This is a genomic window from Phyllobacterium lublinensis (assembly GCF_020164435.1).
Classification (GTDB): domain Bacteria; phylum Pseudomonadota; class Alphaproteobacteria; order Rhizobiales; family Rhizobiaceae; genus Phyllobacterium; species Phyllobacterium lublinensis.
The window spans coordinates 126,481-141,636 of the sequence record NZ_JAIUDQ010000001.1; the positions used below are offsets into that span (position 1 = coordinate 126,481).

At 58.0% G+C, this 15,156-nt stretch carries 13 protein-coding genes and 1 riboswitch; of the genes, 8 read left to right on the top strand and 5 right to left on the bottom strand.

The window, feature by feature from the left end:
- Positions 1 to 328: 328 nt before the first annotated feature.
- The 3 genes from K9U38_RS00595 to K9U38_RS00605 form a co-directional block, all read right to left on the bottom strand.
- The gene (locus K9U38_RS00595) at positions 329 to 1,387 is read right to left on the bottom strand and encodes a quaternary amine ABC transporter ATP-binding protein (protein ID WP_370631809.1); all 1,059 of its coding nucleotides are present in this window, start codon (positions 1,385 to 1,387) and stop codon (positions 329 to 331) included.
- 7 nt (positions 1,388 to 1,394) lie between these two features.
- Positions 1,395 to 2,282, bottom strand: coding sequence for an ABC transporter permease (locus K9U38_RS00600; RefSeq protein ID WP_224492401.1), 888 nt, complete (start codon positions 2,280 to 2,282; stop codon positions 1,395 to 1,397).
- Positions 2,283 to 2,408: 126 nt separating this feature from the next.
- Complete coding sequence (locus K9U38_RS00605) at positions 2,409 to 3,410, bottom strand: ABC transporter substrate-binding protein (RefSeq protein ID WP_224492402.1); 1,002 nt, start codon at positions 3,408 to 3,410, stop codon at positions 2,409 to 2,411.
- A 344-nt stretch (positions 3,411 to 3,754) separates the two neighbouring features.
- Here K9U38_RS00605 and K9U38_RS00610 point away from each other — a divergent pair, with 344 nt between their 5' ends.
- Together K9U38_RS00610 and K9U38_RS00615 are read left to right on the top strand one after the other, a co-directional pair.
- Entirely contained in the window at positions 3,755 to 4,102 is a 348-nt protein-coding gene (locus tag K9U38_RS00610; RefSeq protein WP_224492403.1) for a hypothetical protein, read from the top strand.
- Between the two features lie 217 nt (positions 4,103 to 4,319).
- Entirely contained in the window at positions 4,320 to 4,457 is a 138-nt protein-coding gene (locus tag K9U38_RS00615; RefSeq protein WP_224492404.1) for a hypothetical protein, read from the top strand.
- Between the two features lie 321 nt (positions 4,458 to 4,778).
- Here K9U38_RS00615 and mmsB read toward each other — a convergent pair whose 3' ends face one another.
- Together mmsB and K9U38_RS00625 are read right to left on the bottom strand one after the other, a co-directional pair.
- Complete coding sequence (gene mmsB / locus K9U38_RS00620; RefSeq protein ID WP_224492405.1) at positions 4,779 to 5,669, bottom strand: 3-hydroxyisobutyrate dehydrogenase; 891 nt, start codon at positions 5,667 to 5,669, stop codon at positions 4,779 to 4,781.
- An 18-nt stretch (positions 5,670 to 5,687) separates the two neighbouring features.
- Positions 5,688 to 6,854, bottom strand: coding sequence for an isobutyryl-CoA dehydrogenase (locus K9U38_RS00625; protein WP_224492406.1), 1,167 nt, complete (start codon positions 6,852 to 6,854; stop codon positions 5,688 to 5,690).
- Positions 6,855 to 6,963: 109 nt separating this feature from the next.
- On the opposite strand from K9U38_RS00625, the gene K9U38_RS00630 reads away from it, so the two are divergent.
- The 6 genes from K9U38_RS00630 (at position 6,964) to cobN (ending at position 15,143) form a co-directional block, all read left to right on the top strand.
- Positions 6,964 to 8,424 (top strand): cobyric acid synthase, encoded by a 1,461-nt coding sequence (locus tag K9U38_RS00630; protein ID WP_224492407.1) that lies wholly within the window; start codon positions 6,964 to 6,966, stop codon positions 8,422 to 8,424.
- 56 nt (positions 8,425 to 8,480) lie between these two features.
- A riboswitch (cobalamin riboswitch) is annotated at positions 8,481 to 8,714 on the top strand.
- A 49-nt stretch (positions 8,715 to 8,763) separates the two neighbouring features.
- On the top strand, positions 8,764 to 8,943 hold the full coding sequence (locus K9U38_RS00635) for a CbtB domain-containing protein (RefSeq protein ID WP_106710117.1): 180 nt from the start codon (positions 8,764 to 8,766) through the stop codon (positions 8,941 to 8,943).
- A 124-nt stretch (positions 8,944 to 9,067) separates the two neighbouring features.
- Positions 9,068 to 9,796, top strand: coding sequence for a CbtA family protein (locus tag K9U38_RS00640; protein WP_224492408.1), 729 nt, complete (start codon positions 9,068 to 9,070; stop codon positions 9,794 to 9,796).
- A complete protein-coding gene (cobU, locus tag K9U38_RS00645) occupies positions 9,796 to 10,320 on the top strand; it encodes a bifunctional adenosylcobinamide kinase/adenosylcobinamide-phosphate guanylyltransferase (RefSeq protein WP_255606851.1) in 525 nt (174 codons plus the stop codon). Before K9U38_RS00640 ends, cobU begins: the two co-directional genes overlap by 1 nt.
- 20 nt (positions 10,321 to 10,340) lie before the next feature.
- Positions 10,341 to 11,396 (top strand): cobalamin biosynthesis protein CobW, encoded by a 1,056-nt coding sequence (cobW, locus tag K9U38_RS00650; protein ID WP_224492843.1) that lies wholly within the window; start codon positions 10,341 to 10,343, stop codon positions 11,394 to 11,396.
- Between the two features lie 15 nt (positions 11,397 to 11,411).
- Entirely contained in the window at positions 11,412 to 15,143 is a 3,732-nt protein-coding gene (cobN, locus tag K9U38_RS00655) for a cobaltochelatase subunit CobN (protein WP_224492409.1), read from the top strand.
- Positions 15,144 to 15,156 lie beyond the last annotated feature (13 nt).

Here is a 15,156-nt window from a genome sequence, read left to right on the forward strand (position 1 = left end):
GATGTGGAGCTCTCTGGGACTGGCCATGTCGCTGTGCGTGGTTCGACAAGCTCACCACGAGGGATGTGGGTTGTGCTACATGGACAATCGTCCTCTACGCGCCGATCGCCAATGTGAGCGGTTTCGAAGCCCTGCAGTTGCTGGCTTGTCGAACCACGCACAGCGCCAAGGCAAGCCGTTATATTGAGTTGGTAGGATGCCGGCATTGATGGCAGACCCAGGATGAGGCTAACTGAGTTTGCCAAAGCGCCAAGGCAAGCCATTATCGTGAGTTGGTGCGATACCCCCAATCTCACTTGGTGAGGGAGACTGGGAGCGCTATTCTTGCCTACTCGGCTGCGGCGCGGGAGGTCAGGTGGCTGATTGGCGTGACCATCGCCTGGATCAGGCTGTTCATGCTGATTGTCCCGGTTGGCTTGCCATTGTCGTCGACGACCGTGGCGTATTGCTGGTTGGCATCGGTCATCGTCTTGGCCGCATCTTCGAGAATCGTGCCGGACCTGACGGTGACGCCGCCAGTGGCGGCCGGGGCGCCCGAATGGGTGGCGATGGTGTCAACCATGATGACGCGGCCGCGGTTCACTTCCTTGACGAAGCTCGAAATATATTCATCCGCCGGCTTCAGGACGATATCCTGGCCGGTCCCCTGCTGGACGACTTCACCATCGCGCAGGATTGCGATGCGGTCGCCAAGCCGGAGTGCTTCATCGAGGTCATGGGTTATGAAAACGATCGTCTTCTTGATTTCCTTCTGAAGGTCGAGAAGGACCGTCTGCATGTCCATGCGAATGAGTGGGTCGAGCGCGGAGAACGCTTCGTCCATCAGCAGGATCGGGGCGTCATTGGTGAGCGCGCGCGCCAGCCCGACGCGCTGTTGCATGCCGCCCGAGAGCTGGTTGGGGTAGTGACCCTCGAAGCCTTTCAGTCCGACCCGTTCAATCCAGCGTCTTGCCTGTTCTTCCTGTTTCTCACGCGACAGGCCCTGTATCTCGAGGCCATAAACGGTGTTGTCGAGCACGGTGCGGTGGGGAAGGAGGGCAAACTTCTGGAACACCATCGCCGTTTTATGCCGGCGGAACTGGCGCAGATCGTTCTGGTTCATCTTGCAAACGTCTGCCTGGTCTACGATGACCTCGCCTGCCGTGGGGTCGATGAGCCGGTTGATGTGGCGGATCAGCGTGGATTTGCCTGAACCCGAAAGGCCCATGACTACCTGTATGCAACCGGCCGGCATGTCGATGTTGATGTCGCGCAGGCCAAGGACGTGGCCATGTTGTTCGTTCAACTCTGTCTTGGACATGCCTTTCTTGACGGCGTCGACATAGGCAGAAGGTCTCTGGCCAAAGATCTTGTAGAGATTCTTGATCTTGATGCCCGCGCCTTGAATGTTGCGATCAGCCATGGACGACCTCCTGATGCTTCTGAAGACGCTTGCCATAGGCCTGACTAACGCGGTCGAAGATGATGGCAATGCCGACAATGGCAAGGCCGTTGAAAAGTCCGAGGGAGAAGAATTGCCCGTTGACGGAGCGCAGAACCGGCTGGCCCAAGCCCTGCACGCCGATCATCGACGCGATGACAACCATGGCAAGCGCCATCATGATGGTCTGGTTGATACCCGCCATGATGGTCGGAAGGGCGAGGGGTATCTGGACGTTCTTGAGACGCTGCCAGCTCGAAGAGCCGAATGCATCGGCGGCTTCGAGGACATCCTTGTCGACCAGCCTGATGCCAAGATTGGTGAGGCGGATCATCGGCGGAATGGCATAGATCACCACGGCGATGAGCCCCGGCACCTTGCCGATGCCGAGCAGCATGACGACAGGGATGAGATACACGAAACTCGGCATGGTCTGCATGACGTCAAGAATGGGGTTGACCATGCGCTGGAAACTGTCCGAACGCGCCATGACGATACCGATCGGAATGCCGATAACGATGGAGACAACCGTTCCCACGAAGATCATCGCGATCGTCTTCATGGCATCGCTCCACATGTCGAAGTAACCGATAAGGAGCAGCGTGAGAATTGTTCCGCCGACGATCTTCCAGTTGCGGCTGGCGATCCATGCGATGCCGCCGATGAGAACGATCATGATCGGCCATGGCGTCACGGTCATGAACCGCTCAGCCTGGATCAGGAAGTATTGCAGTGGTTCGAAAAAGGATTCGATGACATCGCCATATTGACGGGTGAAGGCCTTGAACCCTTCATCCATGGTCTTTTTCAGGTTGCGCAGCGTGTCGTCATTCATATTCGGGAATGAGTAGAACCAGTCCATTTGTCGGTACCCTTCTATGGTCATCCCCAGCGCTACGCCCTTGAATGACTGAAGCGGTCGAACGCAGCGGCGTTCAACCTGTCGAGAGTGGGATGCGGCGAAGCAGGGCTCCGCCGCATCTGACAATTATTGTATTGCTGCTTTGACTTTTTCTGCAGCTTCCGGCGAAACCCACTTGGTCCAGACTGCCTCATTGTTCTTGAGGTAGTACTTGGCGCCATCTTCGCCCGTCGCCTGGTTGTCAACCATCCAGGCCAGCAGCTTGTTGAATTCTTCAGTCGAAAGCTGCCGCTTTTTCAGATAGTCGAACGCTGGACCCGAGGAGTCGGCGAACTTCTTGGTTACAACAGTGTAAATATCGGAGATCGCCCAGCCATTGGGCTTGGGGTCGGGGCAATCGGCGACGACAGTGCATCGCTTCCACTCCGCCTCGTCAAACGGTACGCCATTGTCCAGCTTGACCATGGGATACTTGCCGAGGATGGCGGTTGGGCCCCAATAGTAGCCCATCCAAGGCTCTTTGCGTTCGTAAGCCTTTGCAATCGAACCATCGAGGCCTGCCGCCGAACCGGTGTCGACGAGTGTGAAACCATTCTTTTCGCCTTCAAAGGCCTTGAAGAAATTGGTCGTCGTTATCTGGCAGGCCCAACCCGACGGGCAATTGTACACTGCGCCCTTCTTTGGATCCTCTGGCGAGGGGAACAGTTCCGGGTGCTTCATGGCATCTGCGATCGTCTTGATATCGGGATGCTCATCGGCGAAATATTTGGGGATCCACCAGCTTTCCGTCCCACCCTCGGTAATCGCGGGTGCTGCGTAGACGAGCTTGTTTTCCTTGACCGCCTTTTCAAGCTGGTCGCGAACGGTGTTGAGCCAGCCCTCCGGTGCGATGTCCGGCTGACCTTTTTCGATCATCGACGTAAATGTCGGGACAGTGTCGCCAGCCACAAGCTCGGCGTCGCAGCCATAACCTTCAGCAAGGATCAGCCTGTCCAGATTGGCCAGGGCTTCAGCCGAAGGCCAGTTCATGTTGGCGATTGTAACGGTGCCGCATTCCTGTGCCGATGCCGATCCGGCATAGCCGAAAAGACCAGCGGCTAAGATAGTTGAAGCGAGCAGCTTCTTCATGTGCTTTATCTCCCACTCATTTGACAGTTCACCCGAATACGAATTCTAACTTGGTACTGCCTTACCCAGTTGTTCGCTTGTGTGCCATTTGGCATCCTTATTCCGTCAGAATGCAATGGTTTCATCGAATAAATGCGGTATATCGCGACAACGCCTATCGATATAACGACGCAAGTAAAACGAACAGGTTGCCAGATGGTTCATAGCTCATGCGGCATGGTAACAAAGGAATGAACGAAAGATCAATGCTTTAGGCAACCTTGCTTGACAAACGGTTTGACCTGCCCCGCAACCTGCCTAATTGTTACAGTTGAACATTCCTCCATTGATCAAAGGCATCCCCCATGAGAACGGCCAGGAAAAAGCAACGCCACATTGCCGACGCACAATTGGCCGCCATGGTCATCGCCATGCGGCTTCCGGTGATGGCCATGGAGAGCTTGACCGACAAGACAAGGGGGCCGGAAACCAGTCGCGCGGTGTCCGAAAAGGTTGCTGCAGCCGTGGATGGTGCAGTGTCGGCGCAACTGTCCGTCATGAACTCGGCAGCGACTTTCTGGCTGGACGTGATGAGCGGAAAATCGCCAGCGTCCCTGATCAACGCAGCTGTCAATAAAGCGACAGATGCGGCGCTGAAGCCTGGGAGAAAAACCCTGCGCGCGAATTACAAACGTCTGGTGCCAGGTGCATAAAGGCCTTTTCCGTAAGCGTCATCGTTGATTTGAAGACGGAATTTCCAAGATTGCCGGGCCCGCAAGGCCCAGTCCATCGATTTCGGCATACCACCCATGCAAATATGCAGGGTCCGGTACTGTAAATGCGACATGCCATGGCGAATTTTTATGATCAAACTTTAGGCAGAAAGCGCATTTGAGCAGCAACAACGTTTTCTCTCTTCGAGGTGCAGAAATGCTCTATATTTTCAACCGCAACGACCGCGTTCACATTTCCTGGAATGCCACCGAAAAGCGCAATGCATCTTCCAGCAATGCAAAAAGCGGCATCGCCTCCGCGCTTTCGTTCATCTGGACGCGTTCGGCCGGCTAAGACCGCCAACGCGACGTCGGATTTTTTGAAACCGCTGCCGGCAATGGCGGCGGTTTTTCTTCGTCTGTCTGATGAGCATCGGCAAAATCAAAAAACCGCCCTGTCCCGGGGAGCAGCGCGGTCTTTTGCCAATATACGCATGGCTTCCTGCCGAACGTTACGCGGGCAGAAGAACAGCTCCGGTACGCAGTACCTGATCCGGAGCGGGAAGCAGAGGCATCTGCTTACCTGTAAAGTTTTAACCGGACATCGTTACCGCGAGGTTATCGAGAGCTTAAGCAAATCTAAATTCGGCAGTTTTTCAGAATTTTCTTGAAGAGTTCAGTCCTGCCGTTTTGAATCACGCAAATAGTTGATGATGCCGGAAAAGTCCGAGGCCTCGTGACCAGCCGCGCCGAACTGGCCGTAGATTGCTTCGGCATGGGCACCGAGCGGAGTCGCTGCGCCAACACTCCTGGCGGCTTCCTGCGACAGTCGGAGATCTTTCAGCATGAGTGCCGCCGCAAAGCCAGGCTTGTAGTCATTGTTGGCGGGGGAGGTAGGGACTGGACCCGGAACCGGGCAGTAGGTGGTCAGCGACCAGCATTGGCCCGACGAGGTTGAAGCGACGTCGAACAGTGACTGGTGCGACAGGCCGAGCTTTTCCGCCAGAGTGAAAGCTTCACTGACGCCAATCATCGAGATCCCAAGGATCATGTTGTTGCAGATCTTGGCAGCCTGACCATTGCCGGCCTTGCCGCAATGCACGATACGACCGGCCATGGGCATGAGGATTGGTTCGGCACTGGCAAACGCATCGGCACTGCCGCCTACCATGAAGGTGAGCGTGCCCGCCGCGGCGCCGCCGATACCGCCAGACACCGGCGCGTCGACAGCCTTGAGGCCGTTCGCTTCGGCGATTTCATGGGCCTTGCGGGCGGAGTCGACGTCGATTGTCGAGGAATCGATGAAAAGCGTGCCGTGTTTCGCAACCTTGGCGACGGCTTCATAGACGGACAGTACATGCTTTCCCGCCGGCAGCATCGTTATAACGACATCCGCCTTTGCAACTGCCGCCTCGGCATTGGCCATGATCGTCACACCGTTGCCTTCGGCCACACTCAGGTTCTCGGGCAAGAGATCGAAGCCGAGGACCGTGTGGCCTGCCTTGACCAGATTGGCGGCCATAGGATTGCCCATATGGCCAAGACCGATAAAAGCGACAGTTGTCATCGCAATGTTTCTCCTGTTTCAGCGGCCCGTCATGTGGCGCGCGATAATGACCCGCATGATTTCATTCGTGCCTTCCAGAATCTGGTGAACACGCAGGTCGCGTACTAATTTTTCGACACCGTAATCGTGCAGGTAGCCATAACCGCCATGGATCTGCAGCGCCTGATTGGCGACGTCGAACCCGACATCCGTGACGAAGCGCTTGGCCATCGCCGACCATTTCGAGGCGTCATGCGTCTTGCGGTCGAGTTTCGAGGCTGCAGTATAAAGCAGCACGCGGGCCGCGCTCAATTCCGTCTCCATGTCGGCCAGCTTGAACTGCAGCGCCTGGAACTGGTTGATCGCTTTGCCGAATGCCTTGCGTTCAGAGGCATAAGCCACCGCCTTGTCGAGTGCTGACTGGGCGCCGCCCAGCGAGCACGCGGCGATGTTGAGGCGCCCGCCATCGAGCCCGCCCATGGCGATACGAAAGCCGTCACCTTCCTCACCAAGCCGGTTTTCGACCGGAACCCGGCAGTTCTCAAAAATGACTTGCCTCGTCGACTGGGCGTTCCAGCCCATCTTGTGCTCATTGGCGCCGAATACCAGGCCGGGCGCATCTTTGGGTATGACGAGCGCGGATATCCCCTTGGGACCATCCTCGCCTGTGCGAACCATCGTTACATAAATATCGGAATCGCCAGCTCCGGAAATGAACTGCTTGGCACCGTTCAGCACGTAGTGATCGCCGTCACGGACCGCGCGTGTCTTCAGCGCTGCCGCATCGGATCCGGAATTGGGCTCGGTCAGACAGTAGCTCGCCAGCCATTCCATGGATGTCAGGCGCGGTATGAAACGTTGGCGCTGCTCTTCATTGCCGAAGAGGTCGATCATCCAGGTGCCCATGTTGTGTATGGATATGAAAGCGGAGAACGCCGGACAGGCGGCTGACAGCGCCTCGAAGATCAGCACCGCATCCAACCGTTTCAGGCCGGAGCCGCCCACATCTTCACGGACATAGATGCCACCCATGCCGAGCGGACCTGTCTCGCGAATGACATCTGCCGGAAAATGCTTGTCGCGATCCCATGCAAGCGCATTGGGCGCCACGCGATCAGCGGCGAACGCGCGGGCCATGTCCTGGATAGCCAGTTGCTCCTCGTTAAGCTCGAACTGGCCAGCCGTCGAATCCACGCTGCTGTCCATTGTCACCTCCCTACATTTCTTATTGCCTGTCACTCTATCCCAAGCTTCCCGGTGCGCAACGTCTTCGGTGGGGCTAGGAAGAGAAAGACATATCCGCTACTCAAAGCCCATGACGCACGCAATCATGTTGCAGGGAACCGGCTCAGATGTTGGGAAATCCGTCCTGGTGGCCGGATTGTGCCGGCTTGCCCGCAATCGCGGGCTGACGGTTCGTCCGTTCAAGCCGCAGAACATGTCGAACAATGCCGCTGTCAGCGACGATGGCGGCGAGATCGGCAGGGCACAATGGCTGCAGGCACTTGCTTGCGGTGTCCCCTCGTCGGTCCACATGAATCCGGTACTGCTGAAGCCGCAGTCGGAAACCGGCAGCCAGATCATTGTCCAAGGCAAGGTCTGGGGACAGGCCAAAGGTCGAGACTACCAGAAATTCAAGGCGCAGCTTCTCGATGCCGTCATGGCGTCCTGGGAGATCGTGCGTGATGGGGCCGACCTTGTCATTGTCGAGGGAGCCGGCTCACCTGCCGAGATCAACCTGCGCGCCGGTGACATTGCCAATATGGGTTTTGCCACCCGTGCGAACGTACCGGTGGTGCTCGTCGGAGACATTGACCGGGGTGGGGTAATCGCGTCGATCGTCGGGACGCATGCTATCCTGCAGCCGGAAGACCGGGAGATGATAAAGGGCTACATCATCAACAAGTTTCGTGGCGACATTTCGCTTTTTGATGATGGCCTGCGTTCGATAACACGATTTACCGGCTGGCCATCCTTTGGAGTGGTTCCCTGGCTGAAGGACGCATCCCGCCTTCCGGCAGAGGATTCCGTTGTCCTGGAGCGGTTGGTCAAGGGCGGCGGGCGACCCCTGAAAATCGCTGTTCCTGTCCTCGACCGCATTGCCAATTTCGACGATTTCGATCCGCTCATGGCAGAACCGGAAGTGGATGTCGTCATGATTCGAAGTGGCGAAAGCCTACCGGCCGATGCGGGGCTCGTGATCATTCCAGGGTCGAAATCGACAATCGCCGATCTCTTGCGCTTCAGGGAAAATGGCTGGGATCGCGATCTCGAAATCCACCGCCGCCGGGGTGGGCATATCATCGGCATCTGCGGGGGATATCAGATGCTCGGCCGAACGGTGCGCGACCCCGACGGCATCGAGGGTAGTGTCACCGAGATCGATGGCCTCGGACATCTCGATATCGACACTGTGATGGAGCCGGAGAAAACCGTCCGCAACGTCGAGGCACATTCGCTGCAATTCGACGTGCCGTTGCAGGGATACGAAATTCATCTCGGCCGAACGACCGGACCCGATTGCCTGCGGCCAACCGTGCGCATCAATGGCGCGGCGGACGGCGCGATGTCCGAAGACCGGAAAGTTTTCGGTACTTATATGCATGGGTTGTTTGGCGCGGATGCATTTCGGACGGCATTGCTACGTTCCATGGGAATCACCGCTGACGCTTACAACTATAATGCAGGGGTTGAAACGGCACTCGATTCCATAGCCTGTCAACTGTCCGAGGTACTGGATACTGAGGCACTGTTTGCGATCAAAACACAGGGATGACGCGACCGCAGCGCTTGATGTCGCAGTTTCGTTTGACATTCCTGGCGCTTGATGAATAACGTCAATTCATGATTGGTTCCCGAACCGGCCAAAGGCCAGGGATCAAAAGGGAATGCGACGGCCGTACCCAACAGGGCGGCTTAACCGCAGCCGACCCCGCGACTGTAGAGCGGCGAGGGTCAATGTCAGTGCCAGAAGCGAAAGCGGATGGCAGCCACTGGGAAACCGGGAAGGCGGCATTGACCTTGCGACCCGCGAGCCAGGAGACCTGCCAATCATAGGGTAATAGTGCCCAGAACCGAAGGGGATCGTCCCTTCTGGCCCTGCACGGAGGTTGTTATGGCTGCTGCTCGTACTTCGACTACGATTTCTCTTCCGCTCGCATCGCGTCTGACCACGGCGGTGTTTTCACTTATGCTTGGGGTGTTCATCATTTACGGTGTCGGACTTTCACATTCCGAAACACTGCATGACACAGCACATGACACCCGCCATTCATACGGATTCCCTTGCCATTAAGGCTGGACAGGCTGAACAATCCGATTCAGCCTTCAGCGCTTAAGCATTGAAAAATCAAGATTTGTTTGCCCGGGACGTCATTGGCGTACCCGGCGGTTTGCATTAGGGATTGGGAGCAGATCTCATGTTGGTCAAATATCTCCTGGCTACAATCGTAGCTGGATTGTTTGCTGGTATCCTGTTGACACCGGCGATGTACGTGCGGAACGTTCCGCTTATTCTCCATGCCGAAGAGTACGAGGATGCCGGCGGTCACGAACATAGCCATGACGCTGCAGCGCCAGCGGCCGCAGCAGCGGAAAGCGCGGCGGTCGCGCCGCATACCCACGAGGAAGAGGCAGGACCAGAACTGCCGTTTGGACGGCTCGGCAATACATTGCTGATCAATCTGGTAGCCGGCGCCGGCTTTGCACTCGTGACGGGAGCGGCTGCGCTTCTCCTCGGCCGCAGGATTACCCTGCAGAACGGTATTTACTGGGGTCTCGCCGGGTTCTTCATCTTCAATTTCGCACCAGCCTTCAGTCTTGCTCCGGAGTTGCCGGCCATGCCTGCAGCTGATCTTGCCGCCCGGCAGGCCTGGTGGTTGATCACTGTCCTTCTTACTGCGGGCGGTGTCTATTTCATCGTGCTTCGCGAGGAGATTTGGGCCAAAATCCTGGGCGTTGTGCTGATCGTCGCGCCGCACATTTACGGTGCGCCCGAAGTTGAGGACCTTGCTTCTCCGGTTCCGCCGACACTGGCTTCAGAGTTTGCCGTGTCGACTCTCGCGACCAATCTGTTCTTCTGGGTTGTGCTAGGAACGGCACTTGGCTGGGCCATTCAACACTATGCGGCATCGGAGCTTGACGGTTGATGCCGATCCTGGAGCGCGGAGCAACGCTTGTTCTGGGCGGCGCGCGTTCCGGAAAATCCTCCTTTGCCGAGGGCCTGATCGATGCATCCAGCCTGGATGCAGTCTATCTTGCCACCGGCAGGGCATGGGATGACGAAATGTCCGAGAGGATCGGGCTACACAAAGCGCGACGAGGTCCGAACTGGACAACAATCGAGGAACCTATCGATCTTGCTGGCGTCCTGGAGAGAGAATGTCGCGACGAGAAGGCGGTCCTCGTCGACTGCCTTACTCTATGGCTCACCAATCTGATGATGGATGGGCGAGATATAGAAGAAGAGACGGCCAGGCTCGTCGGCATGCTGCCTCGCCTTGGGGGCGTTGTCGTTCTTGTGTCAAATGAGGTGGGCCTCGGTATCGTACCGGAGAACCACATGGCGCGTGCGTTTCGCGACCACGCGGGACGCCTCCATCAAGCCGTGGCGCAGGCCGCGGCAACAGTCTATTTCGTGGCGGCTGGATTGCCGCTCAAAATGAAGGGATGAATGAAATGCAGGATCAAAAGATGCTCGACGGAAAGAAAATTCCGGCGACGGTGATCACCGGCTTTCTCGGCTCGGGCAAGACGACGATGATCCGCAACCTGCTGGAGAATGCCAATGGCAAGCGTATCGCACTGATCATCAATGAGTTCGGCGATCTTGGCGTAGACGGCGGCCTGCTAAAGGGTTGCGGTATCGAGGCCTGCCGCGATGAAGATGTGATAGAGCTCAACAATGGCTGCATCTGTTGCACTGTGGCCGACGATTTCATCCCGACCATGACGAAATTGCTCGACCGTCCCGATCGTCCGGATCATATCGTGATCGAGACATCAGGTCTTGCCTTGCCGCAACCACTGGTGGCGGCTTTCAACTGGCCGGAAATTAGGACGCAGGTGACGGTTGATGGTGTGGTCACAGTTATCGATGCCGCCGCTGTGTCGGAGGGTCGCTTCGCCGACGACCACGACAAGGTTGATGCGCAGCGCGTAAAGGATGAGTCGCTCGATCACGACAGCCCGCTCGAGGAGCTTTTTGAAGACCAGATCCGAGCGGCCGACCTGATCGTCCTCAACAAGACCGATTTGATCAGCGGAGATCAACTTGACGGTGTAAAGGGTGATGTCCAGAGCCGGTCGTCGCGCACGCTCAACATGGTTCCGGCGAGTTTCGGCAAGCTGAGCAACCAGTTGCTGCTGGGCCTCGGCGTAGGCACGGAAGAAGATATCGCAAACCGCAAGTCGCACCATGAGATGGAGCACGAAGCAGGGGAGGAACACGATCACGATGAGTTCGAAAGCTTCGTGGTCGGCCTCGGTCCGATAGCGGAACCGAAGTCCTTCGTCGAGAAGCTCAAGAACGTCATTGCAGAGCACGATGTCTTGCGTCTGAAGGGCTTCGTCGATGTTCCGGGCAAGCCCATGCGTCTCGTGGTACAGGCGGTAGGATCAAGGATCGAACATTATTTCGATCGCAGCTGGCATCCCGAGGAAAAGCGCCAGACGCGTCTGGTGGTGATCGGTCTCCACGATATCGATACCGCGGCGATAGAGACAGCCATGAATGCCGCAGCGGCATAGCAGCAGGTTAGTTCAATGCATCTCCTTCTCGCTCAGAAAGGCACCATAGCCGAAGGCACGGAGGCGATCGATCTCGGCCAGACGCCGGGGGACGTGCTATTTCTCTCCGCTGCCGATACGGAACTGGCAAGTCTCGCTTCCGCACAGCGGCAGGGGACTGGAGAGGCGTCCTTGCGCCTTGCCAATATGATGGCACTGTCGCATCCGATGTCGGTCGATGCCTATGTGGAGCGAACCGCACGCCATGCCCGCCTGATCGTCGTCCGTGTCATTGGCGGCGAGAGCTATTGGCCCTATGGCCTGGAGGCATTGCACGCCTGTGCCGTCAATAATCATGTCCAATTGGCCGTGCTCCCTGGCGACGACAAGCCTGATCCCGGACTCGACCGCTTTTCGACGATCCCGCGCCAGGATCGGGACGCACTGTGGCACTACCTTCTTGAAGGTGGTGCTCATAACGCCCAGCGATTTCTGGGCTATTGCGCCGCATTGATCCATGGCGGGGACAAGCCGCAAGAAGCAGCCCCCTTGCTGAAGGCCGGCTTGTGGTGGCCGGGAAATATGGCGCCGTCGCTCTCCGAAATGCACGATCACTGGCAGGAAGGTGCGCCGGTGGCTGCCATATGCTTTTACCGGGCGCTGGTGCAGAGCGGCCAGACACAGCCCGTGGGGGCATTGATCAAAGCATTGAAGGCCAAGGGATTGAACCCGCTCCCGGTCTTCGTATCAAGCTTGAAGGATCCCGTTTCGGTGGCAACGCTGGAGGCAATCTTCGGTGACGCACCGCCTGCCGTCGTTCTCAATGCCACGGGGTTCGCAGTGTCAGCTCCGGGGGCGGCGCGCAAAGCCACCGTGCTGGAGCACGACGGTGCCATCGTCCTGCAGGTTATCTTCTCCGGCTCCAGTGTTGACCAGTGGCAAAGCTCGGACCAGGGCCTTACGGCGCGCGACCTGGCCATGAACGTGGCACTGCCGGAAGTGGATGGTCGGGTGCTGTCGCGCGCCGTGTCCTTCAAATCGGCACGGCAATATGATGAGGCGGTCGAGTCCAACATCGTGACGCATGAGCCGCGACCCGATCGGGTTGAGTTCGTCGCTTCACTGGCCGCGAATTGGGCACGGCTTCGCGCCACGACGCCCGAGGGCCGACGCATCGCCCTCATCATGGCCAACTATCCCAATCGGGATGGACGCCTCGGCAATGGCGTCGGGCTCGATACTCCTGCCGGAACGTGGCATGTGCTGAACACGATGCGGGAGCATGGCTATGCGGTCGCCAATGTGCCGCCCGATGGCGATGCCTTGATCAACCATATGATGGCGGGGCCGACCAACGCTGCAGGTGATGGGCGGGAAGTTCGTGAAACGATTTCCTTGAATCAATACAACAGCTTCTTCCAGGCGCTTCCTGAGGTGATTCAACGGGCGGTGAAGGAGCGATGGGGCGCTCCGGAGGCCGACCCGTTCTTTGCAGACGCGATGCAGGCCTTTGCGGTGCCGCTTGCGCGTTTTGGTGAAACGCTCGTCGGTATCCAGCCGGCTCGGGGCTATAACATCGATCCGAAGGACAGCTACCACTCGCCGGATCTCGTCCCGCCCCATGGCTACTTCGCCTTTTACGCTTACTTGCGTGAAGTCTACGATGCCCACGCCATCGTCCATGTCGGCAAGCATGGCAATCTTGAATGGCTGCCGGGAAAATCCCTGGCTCTTTCGGAAAACTGCTATCCGGAGGCGGTCCTCGGTCCGGTCCCGCATGTCTATCCGTTCATCGTCAACGATCCCGGCGAGGGCACCCAGGCCAAGCGCCGGTCGTCGGCGGTGATCATCGACCATCTGACCCCACCGCTTACCCGGGCGGAGAGCTACGGCCCGCTGAAGGATCTCGAAGCGCTGGTAGACGAATATTACGAGGCCTCCGGTGTCGATCCCCGCAGACTCGTTCGCCTGAAGGTGCAGATACTTGATCTGGTTCGCGACATCGGTCTCGACCATGATGCGGGCATTCATGACCACGATCCTGACGATCTTGCCCTGCAAAAACTCGACGCTTATCTGTGCGATCTGAAGGAGATGCAGATCCGCGATGGTCTGCATGTTTTCGGGCGTTCGCCAGAGGGACGTCTGCTGACCGATCTCGTGGTGGCCCTTGCCCGCGTACCGCGCGGTTCGGGACATGGCGCCGATCAAAGCCTGCAGCGCGCCATTGCCCTCGACCTCGACCTTGCCGGCTTTGACCCGCTCGACTGCGATATGGCTGCGCCATGGGTTGGTGCATGTCCGGAGATCCTGCAAGCTGTCTCCGATGCTCCCTGGCGCATTGCCGGCGACACGGTGGAACGTATCGAGCTGCTGGCGGCCAAGCTGGTGGCGGGTGAAACCTCATGTCCACCCGATTGGCAAAGTACCGGGGTGGTGCTTGAGGGGATCGAGACTAACCTTCGTCCGGCGGTTACCGTGTGCGGCGACGCGGAGATCAACGCACTGTTGAGAGCCCTGGACGGCCGCTTCATTGTGCCCGGACCATCCGGTGCGCCAACCCGCGGCCGCCCCGATGTCTTGCCAACCGGCCGGAATTTCTTTTCGGTCGACAGTCGCGCCGTGCCAACGCCAGCAGCGTGGGAACTCGGCCAGAAATCCGCCGAACTCTTGATCCGCCGTTATACGCAGGACCATGGAGAATGGCCCACGTCGTTCGGCCTCACGGCATGGGGCACATCAAACATGCGGACCGGCGGTGATGATATCGCGCAGGCGCTGGCGCTGATTGGGGTCAAACCGGTATGGGACATGGCATCCCGCCGTGTGACCGGCTACGAAATCATCCCGACCGCATTGCTCGGCCGACCACGCGTCGACGTCACTTTGCGCATCTCCGGCTTCTTCCGCGATGCCTTTCCCGACCAGATTGCACTTTTCGATACGGCGGTGCGTGCGGTAGGCGCGCTGGACGAGGATGAAAGTGACAACCCAATCGCCGCTCGCATGCGCAACGAACAGATGCGACTCGTTGCGGAAGGCAGCGATGAAAAGCTGGCGAGGCAGCGTGCTGGTTTTCGCGTCTTCGGTTCAAAACCCGGGGCGTATGGTGCTGGATTGCAGGCCTTGATCGACGAAAAGGACTGGGCGAAGCGCGATGATCTGGCAGAGGCCTGGCTGGTCTGGGGTGGCTATGCCTATGGCGCCGGGGAAGATGGTACTGCAGAGCGCGGCTTGCTCCAGGAAAGGCTCCGGACGGTGGAGGCGGTCGTACAGAACCAGGACAATCGGGAGCACGACCTTCTGGATTCCGACGATTACTATCAGTTTGAAGGGGGCATGTCGGCTGCAGTGGAATTGATGTCAGGCGAGCAACCGGTAATCTATCACAACGATCATTCGCGCCCGGAAAAGCCAGTCATCCGTACCCTTCAGGAAGAGATTGCACGCACTGTGCGTGGTCGCGTCACCAATCCGAAATGGATCGCTGGCGTCATGCGCCACGGCTACAAGGGAGCGTTCGAGATGGCAGCAACCGTCGATTACCTCTTCGCGTTCGCTGCCACCACGGGCGCTGTCGGTGACCATCATTTCGAAGGTGTCTATCAGGCATTTCTGGTGGACGAGGATGTGCGAGACTTCCTCAAGGATAAGAACCCTCATGCTTTGCGTGACATAGCGCAAAAGCTGGAAGAGGCAGTGACGCGGGGCTTCTGGACACCGAAATCCAATTCCGCGCGCTACGAACTCAGCAGCCTCGCTGCCTGACAATTTCATTTGG